The organism is Pseudoalteromonas sp. AS71 (genome assembly GCF_038900275.1).
In the GTDB taxonomy this organism is placed as follows: Bacteria; Pseudomonadota; Gammaproteobacteria; order Enterobacterales; family Alteromonadaceae; genus Pseudoalteromonas.
The window spans coordinates 25,993-43,679 of sequence record NZ_JBBMQZ010000016.1; the positions used below are offsets into that span (position 1 = coordinate 25,993).

The following is a 17,687-nucleotide window of genomic DNA, read 5'->3' on the forward strand; positions in this document are numbered from 1 at the left end:
GTTAAGGCAGTAATTATCAAATGAGCCGAGGTGTAGTTAAACTTTTTATTTATCTTATGGTTATTACCATAAGCTTGCCGTTGTGGGCCAAAAATACAATTAATAGTGTACGCGTTTGGCCGTCACCGGATAGTACTCGTGTGGTATTTGATTTAAATGATAAGCCCGACTTTAGCTATTTTATGCTTAAAAATCCTAGCCGTTTAGTGGTTGACTTAGAGAACACTAGCGAGTTAAAAATATTGCCAGGTGTGCCGCCAAAACATCAAATAGTAAGCAAATTACGTTACTCAAAGCCTAAAAATAAACAAAGCGTGCGTTTGGTATTTGAATTAAGTGCGCCAATAAAGCCTGTTGTATTTGCTTTAGCGCCTACTGGTCCTTATAAAAATAGACTCGTTGTTGATTTATATAATAAGAGCCAAGCAAAAACTGTTGTATCACCTGCACAAACAGCGGCTAAAAATCGCCAATTAAGCCAAGAACGAGACATCGTTATTGCAATTGATGCAGGGCATGGCGGCGAAGATCCAGGTTCAATTGGTCCATCTGGCACGTACGAAAAAACAGTAACACTGCAAATTGCAAAACGCCTTGAGCGCATGATTGATGGCGAGCGTGGGATGATTTCGCGCATGGTACGAAGCGGTGACTATTTTGTAAAACTTAATACGCGTACTAACCGTGCTCGTGAAAAAAAAGCTGACTTTTTTGTTTCTATTCATGCTGATGCATTTACAAGCCCTGGACCAAATGGTGCCTCTGTTTGGGTATTGTCGTTAAGGCGTGCTAATTCAGAAATAGGTAAATGGATAGAAGATAAAGAAAAACACTCTGAGCTTTTAGGTGGCGCTGCTGATGTAATGAAAGATGCCGCTAACGAAAAATACTTAGCTCAAGCATTGCTTGATATGTCGATGGATCACTCTATGAAAACCGGCTTAAACGTAGCTGACGAAGTTGTTAAAGAGCTCAGTAAAGTTGCTAAATTGCATAAAAAAGATCCCCAACATGCGAGTCTTGCTGTACTTAAATCACCAGATATCCCGTCAATTTTAGTAGAAACAGGGTTTATATCTAATCCACGAGAAGAAAAGCTGCTTAAAAGCGCTAACCATCAAGAACGTTTGGCTAAAGCTATATTCACTTCAATTAAAAATTACTATTTAAAAAATCCACCGGATGATTCTTTGTTTGCTAAATTAAAATCGCAATATCCAACAAAGCACAAGGTACGCCCGGGTGAATCTTTAAGTATGTTGGCGAGTCGCTATGGCGTTACAATTACTGAATTAAAACAAGTTAATAAGCTTAGCTCTAATACTTTATTTATTGGGCAAGAGCTAGATATACCGCAAAGTTAGTCATTATTATTAGCGCAATGCTTGCTAGGAAATCTCATGAATATTGAAATACTACCCGCGCGTTTAGCTAACCAAATTGCCGCAGGCGAAGTGGTTGAACGCCCCGCGTCGGTAGTAAAAGAACTGGTCGAAAACAGTTTAGATGCTGGCGCTACACGTATTCAAATAGATATTGAGCGTGGTGGTCATAAGCTTATTCGTATTCGTGACAACGGCTCAGGGATAAGTAAAGATGAGCTAACGCTTGCACTTTCTCGTCACGCTACCAGTAAATTAAAGTCACTTGATGATCTCGAAAATATTTGTTCACTTGGCTTTAGAGGCGAAGCGCTTGCGTCAATTAGCTCCGTATCGCGTTTAACGCTGAGTTCAAAACCAAAAGATCAAGAAGCAGCTTGGCAAGCATTTGCAGAAGGTCGCGATATGGCCGTGCAAGTAAAGCCAGTAGCGCACCCTGATGGCACAACCATTGAAGTAAAAGATTTATTTTTTAACACCCCAGCTCGTCGTAAATTTTTGCGTACCGAAAAGACTGAATTCAGTCATATTGATGAATTGATAAAGCGTATTGCGCTTAGTCGCTTTGATGTTTCTATTACACTAACTCACAACGAAAAAGTAGTAAGGCAATATCGTGCGAAGACAGATCCTTCTCAGGCTATTACACGTGTGGCACAAGTTGCAGGTAAGGCCTTTGCAGAGCAAGGTTTACATATTCAATCAGGCGAGGGCGGCCTACAGCTGCATGGCTGGGTGTTACCTGTCGGTTCAGCTAATACGACTCAATATACTTATGTAAACAATCGCATGATGCGCGATAAGCTTATTTTGCATGCTATACGCCAAGCATTTGAAGAGGTAAGTGGCACTCAAGAGCTTCCAGGGTTTGTTATTTATATTGATATTGACCCACGACAGGTTGATGTAAATGTTCACCCTGCCAAACATGAAGTGCGCTTTCATCAAGGGCGCTTAATTCATGACTTTATATTGCAAGCTATTAAGCAAGTGGTAGTGCCGCTGCAAGGTGAGTTTACGAATGAACCGTTTGGCTCTGAGGTGGAATCTGCGCCTGTGTTAATGGGGTCAACGCATATTAGCGCTAATAATATAGAAAGCGAAGGTGTGTTTGATTACCCTAAATCGCAATTACAGCCCTCTTACTCTGGAAGTGCTGGTAGCTCAAGTTCGTCCTCAGGTACTAGAAGTGTTGCCGGTAGCGGTGCATACCGTGCTACACCAAGTACGAGCCATCATGACGTAAATGCGTTTTATCAAGGTGTAAGTGAGCAACACGCTGCGCATTTTGATAACGTAGCAAATATACCAGCAACACAGCAGCAGTTTGAGTCAGCGCATAATGTTTTAAAGGTTGTTTCCATCATCAGTATTAATGAAGGTGTGTGTGTATTTAGTGAAGAGCAGCAATTGTATTGCTCACATTTCAAATATGCATTGGTAGATGATTGGCATACACAAATCAAGGAGCTTGGTAGCTTAGAAGGGAAAGCCCTTTTGCTGCCCGTAAGAGTAAACCTATCGAAAGAAGATTGCTTGCTCATAAAAGCACAGCAATCATGGTTTACTTTACTTGGTTTTGAACTCGTAATAGAAAAACAGTTTGTAATGGTTAAAAAATTGCCAGCGTGCTTATATTTACTTGATGTAAGTACCGCGATAGGTGAGTTACTTAATGGATGTAAAGCGGAGCTTGAAAATATAGAGAGTTGGTTAGAGTGGCAGATGAAATGTGTACCAACTCGATTTTATTTGAGCAATGTATTTTTAGCGCAACAAATGCGCTTACAAAATAATCCGCAAACTATTGAACGCTTGCGCGAAAAAGCAGTTAAAATAGAGCTAAATCACTATTTAACGCAATTAGATTAAGGTATCAGTGTTGAGTAATTTACCAGTCATATTTTTAATGGGTCCAACAGCTGCTGGTAAAACAGCATTGGCAATCTCACTGTGCGAGCATTTAAATACAGAAATAATCAGCGTTGATTCAGCGTTAGTGTATAAAGATATGAACATTGGTACTGCAAAACCCGATGCAGAAGAACTTGCTAAAGCTCCGCATCATCTGATTGACTTGCTCGATCCGAGTGAAACATATTCAGTTGCTGATTTTAGGCGTGATGCAGTACAAAAAATTGACGAATTTCATAGACAAGGTAAAGTGCCTGTATTGGTTGGAGGTACAATGTTGTACTTTAAATCTTTAATTGATGGTTTATCGCCTTTACCTGAAGCAGATCCTGTAATAAGAGCTGAGTTAGAAGTACAAGCTAAAGAATTTGGCTGGCCTCATTTATATAAAGAATTAGCTAAAGTTGACCCAAAAGCAGCCGAAAAAATAAGTGAAAATGATTCACAAAGAATTAATCGAGCTTTAGAGGTTTATAGATTAACTGGTAAGACCATGACTGAGTTGCAAAAGCAAAAGCAGCCGGCTTTACCTTATACTTTTCATCAATTTGCGATTGCACCGCAAGAACGCAGCGAATTACACCGCCGAATTGAAGAAAGGTTTAAAATAATGATTGATCAGGGGTTTGAAAATGAAGTTTCGACCCTATATCTACGTAAGGATTTACACCCCAATATGCCTTCTATTCGTTGTGTTGGTTATAGACAAATGTGGGATTACCTTGCGGGTGAAACAAACCATGATGAAATGGTTTTTCGTGGCATCGCGGCAACACGTCAATTGGCAAAACGTCAGTTAACGTGGCTTCGTAGTTGGCCTGATGTTACGTGGTTAACAACAGGTGACGAAGAAAACTTGCATCGTGTAGTAAGTTCGCTAAGCTAGTAGTAGTTGAATATTGTTTTTTATCAAATAAGTTCAGCCACTTAATTATAATAACACCTAGAACGAAGGAACAATAACATGGCAAAAGGCCAATCGTTACAAGACCCATTTTTGAATGCACTACGACGTGAGCGCATTCCAGTATCAATCTTTTTGGTAAATGGCATAAAATTACAAGGCAAAATTCAGTCATTTGACCAATTTGTTATTTTACTAGAGAACACCGTAAATCAAATGGTTTATAAGCATGCAATTTCAACAGTTGTCCCTGCTCGCGCAGTTAACTTCCAAGCAGTTCAAGGGAGTGAAGAAACTGAAGAGCCAGAAGCTGGTAACTTTTAATTAGGAGCATAATGTTTGTTTGACCGCTATGAATCCGGCGAACAGGCAATTTTAGTTCATATCGACCTACCTAAAGAAGGGGATCGTGAAGATCTTCATGAATTAGAGATGTTGGTATCTTCTGCTGGTGTTAGTAGTTTGGCGGTTGTGCAAGGCAGCCGTCAAGCACCACATCCGAAACTATTCGTCGGTACCGGTAAAGCAGAAGAAATAGCTGAGATTGTTAAAATCCACAATGCAGATGTCGTAATTTTCAATCATCAACTCAGGCCGTCACAAGAGCGTAATTTAGAGCGTGTTTGTCAGTGTCGTGTGCTTGATAGAACGACGCTAATTCTTGATATTTTTGCCCAACGTGCACGTACCCATGAAGGTAAGCTGCAGGTTGAATTGGCACAACTTCGCCATATGTCGACTCGATTAATTCGTGGCTGGACCCATCTTGAACGCCAAAAAGGCGGGATTGGTTTACGTGGACCTGGTGAAACCCAACTTGAAACCGATAGGCGATTACTTCGTGCCCGTATTCAAAATATTCGTGCGCGTTTAGCTAAAGTAGCAGTGCAACGCGAACAAGGTAGGCGAGCTCGTACTCGTAACGAAATACCTACGGTATCGTTAGTTGGCTATACTAATGCAGGTAAATCTACATTATTTAATCGAATTACGAATTCAAATGTATACGCGGCCGATCAGTTGTTTGCAACGCTTGACCCGACTCTACGTAAGCTTGAATTAGGTGATGTTGGTCCTGTTATCTTAGCTGATACAGTGGGCTTTATTCGTCATTTACCGCACGACTTAGTTGCTGCTTTTAAAGCAACGCTAACTGAAACTCGTGAAGCTGATTTACAATTACATGTAATTGACGCAGCAGACTCTCGTCTTCAAGAAAATATTGAACAAGTACAATCGGTGCTTAAAGAAATTGAAGCCGATGAAGTACCACAGCTATTAATTTATAATAAAATTGATGCGCTGGATAACGTAAGCCCACGTATTGATCGAGATGGCGAAGGCCAACCTATAAGAGTATGGCTTAGCGCTCAGACTGGTGAAGGGTGTGAATTACTTAGTGAGGCTATTAGTGAACTACTTGCTAAGAAGATGTTTAACGAAACATTATTTCTTACGCCATTGTATGGTCGCCTAAGAGCTGCATTGTTTAGTTTAAATGCAGTACATGAAGAACGCTTTGATGAGCAAGGTAATTGGCTGTTAGATGTTAGAATGCCAATGGTTGAGTGGAATCGTTTAATTAAAGAATTTGGTCCTGAAATTGCTGGTTTTATCTACCGTAATTAAAAATTGACGTTTTAATGTCGGTTTTTGTATGAGAAACGCGGTAGATTTGTTAGATTTAACACAATTTCCTAATTTATTTAGATAACAATGGAGTATAGCTATGGCCTGGAATGAACCGGGTAATAATGGCAATGACAAAGATCCGTGGAATAATAAAGGCGGACGTGATCAAGGCCCACCTGATTTAGACGAGGTGTTCCGCAAGTTTAGTAACAAGTTCGGCGGCTTATTTGGCGGGAAAAAACCTGGCAATGGTAGCGGCGGTGGACTTGGCGGAGCCGGTATTTCATTCATACTTATTATCGCCGTTATTGTATGGGCGTTAAGTGGTATTTATACGGTTAAAGAAGCCGAGCGTGGTGTAGTTCTACAATTTGGTAAATATGACCGAATTGCTGATCCTGGCCTGCGTTGGAAAATGACTTTCATCGAAACGGTAATCCCAGTAGATATTGAAGCAGTTCGTTCACTATCGGCTTCTGGTTTTATGCTTACTGAAGACGAAAACGTAGTGAGCGTAGAGTTTCAGGTGCAATACCGTGTTATTGACCCATATCTTTATGAGTTTAGCGTAACCAACGCTGATAGTAGCTTAGAAGAAGCGCTAGACAGTGCACTACGTTATGTTGTGGGCCATGCAAAAATGGACCAAGTATTAACTAATGGCCGTGAGGTTGTTCGTCAAAATACATGGGATGAGCTTAATAAGATTATCGAACCATATAACTTAGGTTTAATTGTTACTGACGTGAACTTTAAAGACTCTCGTCCGCCAACTGAAGTTAAAGATGCTTTTGATGATGCGATTGCTGCACAAGAAGATGAAGAACGTTTCATCCGTGAAGCAGAAGCATATGCTCGTGAAATTGAGCCTCGTGCTCGTGGTCAAGTAACGCGTATGACTCAAGAAGCTGAAGGTTACCAAGAGCGTATAACATTAGAAGCACAAGGTGAGGTAGCTCGCTTTGAAAAGCTATTACCTGAATATCAAGCAGCTAAAGAAGTTACTCGTGAGCGCTTATACATTGATGCAATGGAAGAAGTGCTAGGCAGTAGCTCTAAAATATTGGTTGATGTTAAAGGCGGTAATAACATGCTTTATTTACCTCTTGATAAGATTATGGATAAGCAAGGGACAGCAACACGTGTTGCACTTCCAAGCTCTAGTGATATTCAAGATTTACGTAATAAAGTAAATACGTCGCGTAATAGCTCTGTTAACAGTGGCAATGACCGCTTTAACAACGACCGCTTTAATGATGGGAGATAATCATAATGAAAAACTTTAGTTTAGTAATACTATTAGCTGCCATTGTTATGTCTTTCTCATCGGTATTTGTTGTACCTGAAGGGCAAAAAGCAATTGTAATGTTATTCAGTAAAGTACAAAAAGATAGCGACGACAAAGCGATTGTATATGGCCCAGGCCTACAATTTAAGGTGCCATTTTTTAGCCAAGTACGTCGCATTGATGCACGTATTCAAACGCTAGATGGTGCGCCAGACCGTTTTGTTACTAGTGAGAAAAAAGACTTAATTGTTGATTCGTTTGTAAAATGGCGTGTTAACGACTTTAGCGCTTTTTACTTACGTGCACGTGGCGATAAGCAATACGCTGAAACGCTACTTAAACAAAAAGTAAATAATGGTCTTCGTACAAACTTTGGTACACGTACAATTCGTGAAATTGTATCGGGTGAGCGTAGCGAATTGATGGAAGAAGCGTTAGTACAAGCTTCTGAAAGTGCGCGTGAGCTTGGTATTGAAGTACTAGACGTACGTGTTAAGCAAATTAACCTACCACAAGAAGTAAGTAGCTCTATTTACCAACGTATGCGCGCTGAGCGTACTGCTGTTGCAAAAGAGCACCGTTCTGAAGGTCAGGAAAAAGCTGAGACCATTCGTGCGGGTGTTGACCGTCGTGTAACAGTAATGCTTGCTGACGCGGAGCGTAATGCGCGTTCTGTACGTGGTCAAGGTGATGCTGACGCTGCTGGTATTTATGCTAATGCGTATAACAAAGACCCTGAGTTCTTTAGTTTTGTGCGCTCGCTTGAAGCTTATAAAAAGACTTTTAAAGATAAGCAAGACGTTATGGTGCTTTCACCAGATAGCGACTTCTTTCAATATATGAAAGGTGCTAAAGCTCAATAAGCTTTACCTTAATTATTTAAAAGTTAAAAAGCCTCGCATTTGCGGGGCTTTTTGTTAAATGCTATTTGTAATCATAAATCACTGTTATTTATGTGGTTATTAGCTGATATTTCGGTAGAACAGTTACGCGCAGAAAAAATAAGCTGAACAGGGGTGATCTTTACTTTAGTTTTCTGGTAAAATCTCGTCCTAATTTTCTCTAAGTGAATTTACGATGGGTAAAAACGTTGTTGTATTAGGCACCCAATGGGGTGACGAAGGAAAGGGTAAGGTAGTTGATCTCCTTACAGACAAAGCATCTTTAGTAGTTCGTTATCAAGGTGGCCACAATGCGGGTCATACTTTAGTTATCGAAGGTGAAAAGACGGTTCTACACCTTATTCCATCGGGTGTATTACGTGACAATGTTAAATGTGTGATTGGTAATGGTGTAGTTTTATCACCAGAAGCGCTAATGAGAGAAATTGGCATGCTTGAAGAACGTGGCGTACCAGTACGCGAGCGTCTTTTAATAAGTGAAGCATGTCCACTAATCTTGCCTTTCCATGTTGCATTAGATGTAGCCCGCGAAACTGCTCGTGGCGATAAGCCAATTGGTACAACTGGTCGTGGTATCGGTCCAGCGTACGAAGATAAAGTGGCGCGCCGTGGTTTACGCGTAGGTGATTTATTTAATCCTGAAGTTTTTGCAGCTAAATTAAAAGAAGTTCTTGAGTACCATAACTTCACTTTAGTTAACTACTACAAAGTAGATGCTGTAGATTTTCAAAAAACGTTTGATGATGCAATGGCTGTTGCAGATATCTTAAAAGCAATGGTTGTAGATGTAACTGAGCTTTTAGATCAAACGCGTTTAGCAGGCGAAAACATTTTATTTGAAGGTGCACAAGGTACATTACTTGATATCGATCACGGTACTTACCCTTATGTAACATCTTCAAACACAACTGCCGGTGGCGTTGCTACTGGTGCTGGTTTTGGTCCACTAAACCTTGATTACGTTTTAGGTATTATTAAAGCGTACACGACACGTGTTGGTTCAGGTCCTTTCCCTACAGAGCTTTACGATGGTCTTGAAAAACAAGATCCAGTAGGTAAGCACTTAGGTGATAAAGGTCATGAATTTGGCGCAACAACAGGTCGACTTCGTCGTACTGGTTGGTTAGATGCAGTGGCTATGCGCCGTGCAGTTCAAATCAACAGTATTTCAGGTTTTTGTTTAACTAAGCTTGATGTTTTAGATGGCTTAGAAACACTTAAAATCTGTACTGGTTATAAGCTTGAAGATGGCACTGTTACTAACATAACGCCATTAGCAGCAGAAGGTTACGATAAAGTAACGCCAGTATACGAAGAAATGCCAGGTTGGTCAGAAAACACTGTTGGTGTAACAAGCCTAGACGGTTTACCAAAAGCGGCGATTGACTACATCAAGCGTATTGAAGAAATTACGGGTGTTCCGATTGATATTATCTCTACAGGTCCAGACCGTGTAGAAACTATGGTACTTCGCAACCCGTTTGCGTAATTACTATTAGATTGAAAAAAGCTGCTTAGTGCAGCTTTTTTTATATCTAAAATTCACCTTGGAACGATCTTTGTATACTATTTAGTAGGTTTATTTTTAAAAGTGGTGAACATGCATTTATTTTCTCGTAATTGCGTATTAAAGCTTTCATTTATTTCATTAGCTTTATTTATATCAACCAATAGCTTAGCTACGGAAAGTCCAGCAGCCGTACCGCTGTATACAGAATCTGAGCTAATTGCGTTAATAAATAAAAATACGCATTTAGCGCGCGTAAAGGCAGATGATTGCCAGTTGGTACAAGATATAGAAGCACGAGCCAATAAAATGGCATTGCCGTCTTATCAGTTTTTGTATGGCGATATGCTGGCTTATAACGTATGTGTCGGTCGAAATGTAGAGTTAGGTGTGTATTACATGCGAAAAGCGGCTGAGCAAGGCTTAGCGGCAGCACTAGAGCAATTGGGGCGTTACTACGACACCGGGCGTTTAGTTCAGCAAGATAAAGCAATGGCAATTACGTATTTGCGTGAGGCATCGTCGCAAGGCAATTTAAAAGCACAATTACGTTTAGTTAAATTATTTAATGATGGCTATGGCAGCCCGCGTGATTTTGAAGATGCCTATCGTTGGCTATTTAATTCTATGGTGGCAGATAAAGCGACTCATAAAAAAATTGAGCGAGCGTTGACTAAGTTAGCGCAAAAAATGCCAGATAGTGTGGTTGCGCGAGCTCGTCTTCCTATTTAATGGCCCTTAAAAAACAAAACCCTAACTTTTTAAGTTAGGGTTTTTTGAGTTTTTACAGGTAGTAAAAGTGTTTAACTTTCTTCTTTAGCCTTTGTTTGCGGGTCTTTTAAAACCGACATCTTAGGCGGCTGTAATGCAACAACACGCTCGCCTTCTTGCGGCGGTTTTTCCATGTTGATTGTAAATGGTCTTAGTTTAATTGGCGTATCGTCGTCGCTGTCTTTATCACCTTTAAGAATAAATAAAGGGATAGCCTCAGGGTTCATTTCTAGGTATTGCTCCCAGCTAAACTCATCCGAGATACGTGTTGAACTAACCTTACCGCCTTTAGCTATAATACTGCTCAAACGTGCATATGAACCTTCGTCGCCAAACAGTATTTGTCTGGATAAAAACGTTGCGCTGTCTTTATTTGCTTTAGCATGCGACGTTGATGAGCGAAGCGAGAATACATTTTTTTCATTAAGTAAATGCGAAAAGTATTGAACGCCTAGCGCATTATGATGACGATTTGGCGATAGCGCTAAGACACTGCGAATAGTTGTCAGAGGTAAATAGCGTTCAGCATGCTCTGACTGTGGGTTACCGTAATAACAAGCTAAGCCATCCATACGTGCCATTCTGCAGTTTTCCCATGCAGGATCTGAAAGGTGAACCGGAATATTCTGCTCTTGTAAGCCACGTCCAATTGCACGTGATACATGGTTCGCACCAATAATTAATATTGTGTTTGGTGATGGTTGGCGAACACCTAATAGCTTAGCAACAGGAATGGCTGTTAAGCTTTGCAGTACAACCGTAATGATGATCACTGTAAATATGAGTGGCACCATTTTTTCAGCATCAGCAACGCCAGCTTCCATCATACTTAGTGCAAATACCGACCCAACGGCTGCGGCAACTATACCCCGAGGAGCAATCCAAGCAAGTACCAAGCGAGACTTCATTGGTAGGTCAGTGCCAAAAGTCGAAATAGCAATACACAGTGGGCGTGCAACAAAAAGCACAATAGCTAAAAATATAAATACGTCGCTGTCGAGCATCATCAAATCAGAAAGCTGTAAGCGTGCTGCAAGTAAAATAAACAGCGTTGATATTAATATCATCGACAAGTCTTCTTTAAACTCAAGTACAGAATCTATTTCTAAATCGTCTTGGTTCGCAAGCCATATACCAAATACAGTCACTGCCAATAAACCTGATTCATGGCTTAAATAGTTTGATACAGAAAAACTAATAAGTACTAGCGCTAAAATCCCAAACTTATGTAATTCAAATGGCAGCCACTCGCGACGCATTAATAGTGTTGTTAGCCAACCAGCGGCAACACCAATACTTAAACCAACACCTAGGGTTTTAACTAAAGCAATAATAGTATGACTAAATACTTCGCCTTGGCCTACAAGCATTACGGCTTCAAATACCAATACAGCAAATAATGCGCCAATAGGGTCTATTACAATACCTTCCCAGCGAAGTATGCGGTCTATATCTTGTGTTGGGCGCATTGAGTTTAATAACGGTGCTATAACGGTAGGGCCTGTTACAACTAGCACTGCGCCCAATACTGCAGCTACACGCCAATTAAGCTCAAGCAACCAGTAGGCGCTAAGGCTAATAATAATACAGGTAGTAAGCATACCGATTGAGCAGAGGTTTCTTACGACTTTTCCTATCCCTTTTAATTCCCTGAAATGCAGAGTTAAGGAACCTTCAAATAAAATGATGGCAACGCTTAGAGATACTACTGGAAACAGTAAATCACCTAAAAGCGCATCAGGGTCTAAAACACCGCTAAATGGTCCAAGTAAAAGACCAGTAAGCAATAAAAAAAGAATAGCGGGTACTCTAAAAGCCCACGCGACCCATTGGGCAAGCACAGAGCAAAGTGCGATACCGGCTATGTAAATTGCTGACATAGATTAAGAATTCCTTATTTATGACGATATGTTTAGAAAGTATAACTTTTGTTAATTATTAATACAGGGGTATACACCGGAAACTCAAATATTACTAATCAATTTTAGCTGCTTATAAAAGATTAGTACGCTTAAATCATTTAACGAGAGCTTAGCTAGCTTATTTTAATGTGTATTAATTGTTTAATTTATTGAATTTTAATAACAATATAAAAAATGTGAGTGTTTTGTAATAATCTAGTTCGATTTTTAACCTTGATTTTAAAGGGGTATTTAGTGTATTATGATTCGTGTTCTAATAATTAGTCATCTAACGAAGTTTATTGAAGATAAAACAGGCTTGTTAATCTTAACGTCATTTTTAATCTTTATAATCAGGAGTTAGTAATGTTTCTGGTGTTCGAACATTAAAAAAATATCATTTGCCGAATTCTTGGTATGGTTTTGCCAAACAAGTTTATTTAATTATTTAAGTAAATAAAGGTTTGAGTTGAACTATTACTTTCAATGTTTAACCCCCATCGTGGCGGTTAAATCTCGGTCCTTTGGTCTTCACCCTATCTGTTGGTGTATCAGACTTTAGAGGCTCTATGCATGTTGTTAATAAAAAAGCCACACACAGCTTTTTACAGCGATGCATAAACAACACTTTTAAATTTTTTGATTAGTGCTGCTCAATATTATTGGGTTGTTGCTACTTTACACTTGACCTCAAATCTAAGCTTCTTGTTTTAGATGTGGTTTTTGCGTGTGTGTAAAAAAGTGTTGCCTAAATGAAAAGCAAAATTCGAAGCTATGTTTTAAACCTAGCTACTTAGTTTTAGCTCGTCTAATTAAGATGAGCGCAGATAAAATGGAAAGTTGAGCATTTATGCAAAAGTTAAATTGGCGACGTATCGTACTTAAAGTAGGTAGTGCATTAATTGCACCAGATCAAGATGGCTGCCGTTCGCGTTACATATTAACCATCGCACAGTTCATTGTTCGTTGTCGTGCCCGTGGAATTGAGGTGATTTTAGTATCATCGGGTTCTGTAGCGGCTGGAGCGCATTTATTCCCATCAGACAAACCTCGCTCTGTGGTGATGAAAAAAGCAATGGCAGCAGCAGGCCAAACAGAAATGATCGCCATGTGGGACCGCTTTTTTGACTTTCCATCTGCGCAACTATTATTAACGCACGGCGATTTACGTGACCGCGAGCGTTACCAAAGTATTCGCGAAACAGTGTTTACTTTGCTTGAGCATGGTGTTTTTCCTATCATTAATGAAAATGATGCTGTAACTACCGACGACTTAAGAGTGGGTGATAACGATAACTTATCAGCAATGGTTGCAGCAGCTGCCGACGCCGATGCTTTATTAATATTCTCAGATGTTGACGGGTTGTATGATAAAAACCCTAACTTGCATGATGATGCGGTGCTACTGCCTGAAATAAAATCAATTGATGAATCTATTTATGCTATGGCAGGATGTGCTACAAGTGCCGTTGGTACTGGTGGTATGAAAACTAAAATAGAAGCGGCAGAAAAAGCAACGTCACATGGTATAGCAACTTATATTATAAACGGCTTTAAAGAAGAAACATTTACGAAATTGCTGGCTGGGGAAAATCCTGGTAGCGTATTTTTACCGTACGAAAAACCGATGCAGGATTCTGTGCATTGGATGACACACACAGCAAACGAGCAAGGTGAAGTTGTTGTTGATGGATCATTTGATGAATCCCTGGAAGGGGAAAGTGGCTGTATTCGCGGTGATGAAATCATGGAAGTCCATGGTGAATTTGCTGTTGGTGATACTATTTTAGTACGTAGTGAAGACGGTACGCGTTTAGCTAAAGCGACCGCAAATTATAGTAGCTGTTTGTTAAACTTTATTGCAGACAACGAACAGAGTGAATTCAGCGAAAAAATGCAGGATTCAATTGGACCAGTTATATCTGAAAAACATATCGCATTATTGGAGAAGTCATGAGCTTAATTACGGACATTTCACGCCAGACAGCTAAAGCTGCCCATACACTTGCTTTACTCGACACCGAGACTAAAAATCAAGTACTAGTTGAAATGGCAACGGCACTAAGAGAGCAAAAAGCATTTATAATTAAAGAAAACGAGAGTGACCTAAGCGCAGCACGCGACAATAACTTAGCAGCCTCAATGATAGACCGCTTAACGCTAAACGATGAGCGCATTGAAGCAATGGCAGAAGGCATTGAAGTTATAGTAAGCCTAGATGATCCTGTTGGTCAGCTACGTGATATCACAGAGCGTCCAAATGGCATTAAAATTCGTAAAATGCGCGTACCTCTTGGCGTTGTGTGTATGATTTATGAAGCACGCCCAAATGTAACAGCAGACGCTGGCGCATTATGTTTTAAATCAGGTAATGGCGTTATTTTACGTGGCGGTAAAGAAGCACTTAAAAGTTCGCAAGCTATCGCAAGTGTAATGCACAGCGTACTTGAAAAGCATAACTTACCAGTATCACTTATTTCAGTGATCCCAGATCCAGACCGTGCACTATTAATGGAATTGATGCAGCAACGTGAAAGCATTGATTTAATAATTCCACGTGGCGGTGAAGGCTTAATTAACTTTGTTACCGAAAACAGTACGATCCCAGTAATTCAGCATTACAAAGGCGTTTGTCATCTATATGTAGATAAAGATGCAGATCTTGAAATTGCGCTTAACTTACTACTTAACGGTAAAACGCAACGTACGGGTGTTTGTAATGCACTTGAGGGCTTAGTAGTTCATCAAGATGTTGCAGATGAGTTTTTAAATCTTTGCGCAGTTGTATTACGCCAAGAAGGTGTAAAAATAAATGCCGACAGCTTTGCAGCTAAATATTTTGATAATGCAACTGTGTTAGCCGATAACGAATTTGGTGAAGAATACCTAGACCTTGAAATTGCTATTCGTGTGGTGCCAACTTTCAGCGCTGCTGTGGATCATATCGCTCAGTTTGGTTCCAACCATACTGAAGTGATTTGTACTAAGAACGCAGCTGCTGCAGAGTTATTCCAGCGTAGTGTTGACGCTTCTGTAGTAATGGTTAACACATCATCTCGTTTTTCTGATGGCTCACAACTGGGTTTAGGTGCAGAGATTGGTATAGCAACCTCTAAGCTTCATGCGTACGGTCCGATGGGTCTTGAATCACTGACCACAGAAAAGTATTTAGTTAATGGAGTAGGCCAAGTTCGCGAGTAACTGCAAACTTAGGTTTATAAAAAGCCGAGCATATTCATGCTCGGCTTTTTAGTTTGTAAATTACGCAACGGTTATTTTAATTTATCAAGCCAATCGCTTGCAGGTTCAGGTCTATGTAAATAGTAGCCTTGAAGAATAACTTCTGGATATTCCTGCAATAAATCAAAGTGGGATTGGTTCTCTACGCCTTCAGCTACAATCTCTAACTCGAATAAACGGCCTAAGCTTACAATCATATCAATAATTAACTTATCGTTATTATCAGTCGGTGCTTCCAATACAAAAGAGCGGTCAATTTTTAGCTCCTGTATGGGTAATTGTTTTAGATAAGTTAAACTCGAATACCCAGTACCAAAGTCATCAATAGATACCCTAATACCTAGCTTTTTGAGAAAGTGAACAGCCTCAATAGCCGCTTCCATATGATTAAGCAATGTCCCTTCAATTATCTCAATAGTGAGTTGCTGAGGATTAATGCTATGTTGCTTTATTTGTTGGCTAATAAAGCTTAAAAAACGCGCTTCATGAAAGTGCCTACCACTTACATTAATCGATAAATTTAACTCAGGGTGAGTTTTACTAAGTTGCGTTAATATTTCTAGCGCATTTGTAGTTACCCAGCAATCTAAGTCATAAATTATATCTGACTCTTCAGCTATAGATATAAACTCACCAGGGCTAATAAAGCCTTTTTGGGGATGCTCCCATCTTAATAAAACCTCAGCACCTTTAAGTTCTTGATTGCGATCAAATTGCGATTGCAAATACAGAGACAACTCATTTTGTGCAATTGCTTTGCGTAAATCTTGCTCTATTTCAAAACGACGTTTTGCTTGCTCGCCAAATGAAGTATCGAAAAAGGTGATTCTGTTACCGCCTTTTTCTTTTGCTTTGTAGCAGGCCGCTTCACAATTTCTAATTGTTTCTATAGCACTTTCCCATTGATCCTCACGCGGAAAAATATACGTGCCAATACTTACCGTTAAGCTTACTTCTTGATCATTAAATATAAATGGGTGATTTATTGCTATGAGTAACTCTTGAGCTTTTCGTTCTGCAATTATTTGTGCTCTAGCACGACCAACTCCTTTATCTACAATGCACAGTGTTGCAAATTCATCGCTCCCTAAACGGGCAATAACATCTTTTTTATCAATATGAGTATGAATTCGTTTAGTTAATTCTTTAAGAATGTTATCGCCAGCAAGTAGGCCTAATCCATCATTTATTGAGTGGAAGCTGTCTATGTCAATAATATAAATATAGGCATAACTATTTTCGGTACTACAAACCTGAAGTTGCTGCTCTAACTGTTTTAAAAAGCCATTTCGGTTTGGCAAACCTGTAAGCTCATCATGCCATGTGAGGTAGTGAATTCTTTCTTGTGTTACTTTAACGCTCGAAATATCACTAAACACACCAATATAATGCACATTAGTATCTTGATCGCCTTTAACCATTGTTAGTGTTAAAAGCTCTGGATATAGTTCGCCATTTTTTCGTCTTGTAACAAGTTCGCCACTCCAGTAACCGGCTTTGCTTGCATGACCCCACACTTGGTCAAAACTAATACTAGGATGATTGTTTTTCTTTATATCGTGCAATTGCATTTTTAAAGAGTCAGCTTCACAGTATCCTGTAATTCGACAAAAAGAAGGGTTAACGGCAATTATTTTACCATCGCTATCAGTTATTACTACACCGTCAGCAGTGCCTGTTAAAGCTTGATAAAACAACTGTTGCTTAGAGGAAAGTAGCTTTAATTCTTCTTCTCGTTGGGTTAGTTCTTGTGCTAGAGATTCTATTTCGAGAAGCTTATCGTGTAGGTCAAAGTTTTTTTCAATGAGACGGTCTAACATCCCTTGAGCTGTTATATGCGTGCGAATACGCGCTCTTACCAGTGCTAATTTGTAAGGCTTATGAATGTAGTCAATAGCGCCCATTGCAAAGCCTTTTTCTTCAGACTCTTCTTCGGTAAGCGCAGTGACAAATATAACAGGGATCCCTTTAGTATTTTGTTTCGCTTTGAGTATATTGCATACTTCGTAGCCGTCCATACCTGGCATCATTATGTCTAATAAAATTAAGTCAGGCCGAGTTGACTCAACAAATACTAATGCTTGTTCGCCACTAGTCGAAATACGTACATCGTAATCAGTTAAAAGTCCTTCAACTAATACGTGTAAATTACTAGGTTCGTCATCAACAATAAGAATTAAAGGTTTATGCTTTTTCTCTGTGGTTAATCCATTACTGTTTGCGAGATAATTTGAATGCACTATCTA

The 17,687-nt window shown here is 39.7% G+C and carries 13 protein-coding genes; 11 read left to right on the top strand and 2 right to left on the bottom strand.

Annotation, left to right across the window (positions count from 1 at the left end):
- The first annotated feature begins 20 nt into the window (after positions 1-20).
- The 9 genes from WNY98_RS13025 (at position 21) to WNY98_RS13065 (ending at position 10,261) form a co-directional block, all read left to right on the top strand.
- Positions 21-1,364 carry an N-acetylmuramoyl-L-alanine amidase gene (locus WNY98_RS13025; RefSeq protein WP_342878084.1) on the top strand — a complete coding sequence of 448 codons (1,344 nt, stop codon included), beginning with the start codon at positions 21-23 and terminating at the stop codon, positions 1,362-1,364.
- 36 nt (positions 1,365-1,400) lie between these two features.
- The gene (mutL, locus tag WNY98_RS13030; RefSeq protein WP_342878085.1) at positions 1,401-3,254 is read left to right on the top strand and encodes a DNA mismatch repair endonuclease MutL; all 1,854 of its coding nucleotides are present in this window, start codon (positions 1,401-1,403) and stop codon (positions 3,252-3,254) included.
- A 10-nt stretch (positions 3,255-3,264) separates the two neighbouring features.
- The gene (miaA, locus tag WNY98_RS13035) at positions 3,265-4,182 is read left to right on the top strand and encodes a tRNA (adenosine(37)-N6)-dimethylallyltransferase MiaA (RefSeq protein ID WP_342878086.1); all 918 of its coding nucleotides are present in this window, start codon (positions 3,265-3,267) and stop codon (positions 4,180-4,182) included.
- Positions 4,183-4,260: 78 nt separating this feature from the next.
- A complete protein-coding gene (gene hfq / locus WNY98_RS13040; protein WP_024590569.1) occupies positions 4,261-4,524 on the top strand; it encodes an RNA chaperone Hfq in 264 nt (87 codons plus the stop codon).
- 15 nt (positions 4,525-4,539) lie between these two features.
- Complete coding sequence (gene hflX, locus WNY98_RS13045) at positions 4,540-5,829, top strand: ribosome rescue GTPase HflX (protein ID WP_342878087.1); 1,290 nt, start codon at positions 4,540-4,542, stop codon at positions 5,827-5,829.
- Positions 5,830-5,929: 100 nt separating this feature from the next.
- Complete coding sequence (gene hflK, locus WNY98_RS13050) at positions 5,930-7,099, top strand: FtsH protease activity modulator HflK (RefSeq protein WP_170072248.1); 1,170 nt, start codon at positions 5,930-5,932, stop codon at positions 7,097-7,099.
- Between the two features lie 5 nt (positions 7,100-7,104).
- Entirely contained in the window at positions 7,105-7,983 is an 879-nt protein-coding gene (gene hflC, locus WNY98_RS13055) for a protease modulator HflC (protein ID WP_002957880.1), read from the top strand.
- Between the two features lie 214 nt (positions 7,984-8,197).
- Positions 8,198-9,511 (top strand): adenylosuccinate synthase, encoded by a 1,314-nt coding sequence (locus WNY98_RS13060; protein WP_024600222.1) that lies wholly within the window; start codon positions 8,198-8,200, stop codon positions 9,509-9,511.
- Positions 9,512-9,622: 111 nt separating this feature from the next.
- Complete coding sequence (locus WNY98_RS13065; protein WP_342878088.1) at positions 9,623-10,261, top strand: tetratricopeptide repeat protein; 639 nt, start codon at positions 9,623-9,625, stop codon at positions 10,259-10,261.
- Between the two features lie 71 nt (positions 10,262-10,332).
- On the opposite strand, the gene WNY98_RS13070 is transcribed toward WNY98_RS13065, so the two are convergent.
- Positions 10,333-12,180, bottom strand: coding sequence for a sodium:proton antiporter (locus tag WNY98_RS13070; RefSeq protein WP_007586413.1), 1,848 nt, complete (start codon positions 12,178-12,180; stop codon positions 10,333-10,335).
- An 871-nt stretch (positions 12,181-13,051) separates the two neighbouring features.
- Here WNY98_RS13070 and proB point away from each other — a divergent pair.
- On the top strand, positions 13,052-14,158 hold the full coding sequence (gene proB, locus WNY98_RS13075) for a glutamate 5-kinase (protein WP_010554355.1): 1,107 nt from the start codon (positions 13,052-13,054) through the stop codon (positions 14,156-14,158).
- Entirely contained in the window at positions 14,155-15,402 is a 1,248-nt protein-coding gene (locus WNY98_RS13080) for a glutamate-5-semialdehyde dehydrogenase (protein ID WP_342878089.1), read from the top strand. Before proB ends, WNY98_RS13080 begins: the two co-directional genes overlap by 4 nt.
- Before the next feature lie 71 nt (positions 15,403-15,473).
- Here WNY98_RS13080 and WNY98_RS13085 read toward each other — a convergent pair whose 3' ends face one another.
- Positions 15,474-17,681: an EAL domain-containing protein gene (locus tag WNY98_RS13085; protein WP_294119799.1), complete on the bottom strand. Its 2,208-nt coding sequence runs from the start codon at positions 17,679-17,681 to the stop codon at positions 15,474-15,476.
- Positions 17,682-17,687: the final 6 nt, after the last annotated feature.

Bases quoted from the DNA above. Each gene is read 5' to 3' on its own strand.
- WNY98_RS13080 (WP_342878089.1), top strand. From the start codon at position 14,155: ATGAGCTTAATTACGGACATTTCACGCCAGACAGCTAAAGCTGCCCAT.
- hflC (WP_002957880.1), top strand. From the start codon at position 7,105: ATGAAAAACTTTAGTTTAGTAATACTATTAGCTGCCATTGTTATGTCT.
- proB (WP_010554355.1), top strand. From the start codon at position 13,052: ATGCAAAAGTTAAATTGGCGACGTATCGTACTTAAAGTAGGTAGTGCA.
- WNY98_RS13065 (WP_342878088.1), top strand. From the start codon at position 9,623: ATGCATTTATTTTCTCGTAATTGCGTATTAAAGCTTTCATTTATTTCA.
- hflK (WP_170072248.1), top strand. From the start codon at position 5,930: ATGGCCTGGAATGAACCGGGTAATAATGGCAATGACAAAGATCCGTGG.
- hfq (WP_024590569.1), top strand. From the start codon at position 4,261: ATGGCAAAAGGCCAATCGTTACAAGACCCATTTTTGAATGCACTACGA.
- WNY98_RS13060 (WP_024600222.1), top strand. From the start codon at position 8,198: ATGGGTAAAAACGTTGTTGTATTAGGCACCCAATGGGGTGACGAAGGA.
- mutL (WP_342878085.1), top strand. From the start codon at position 1,401: ATGAATATTGAAATACTACCCGCGCGTTTAGCTAACCAAATTGCCGCA.
- WNY98_RS13025 (WP_342878084.1), top strand. From the start codon at position 21: ATGAGCCGAGGTGTAGTTAAACTTTTTATTTATCTTATGGTTATTACC.
- WNY98_RS13070 (WP_007586413.1), bottom strand. From the start codon at position 12,180: ATGTCAGCAATTTACATAGCCGGTATCGCACTTTGCTCTGTGCTTGCC.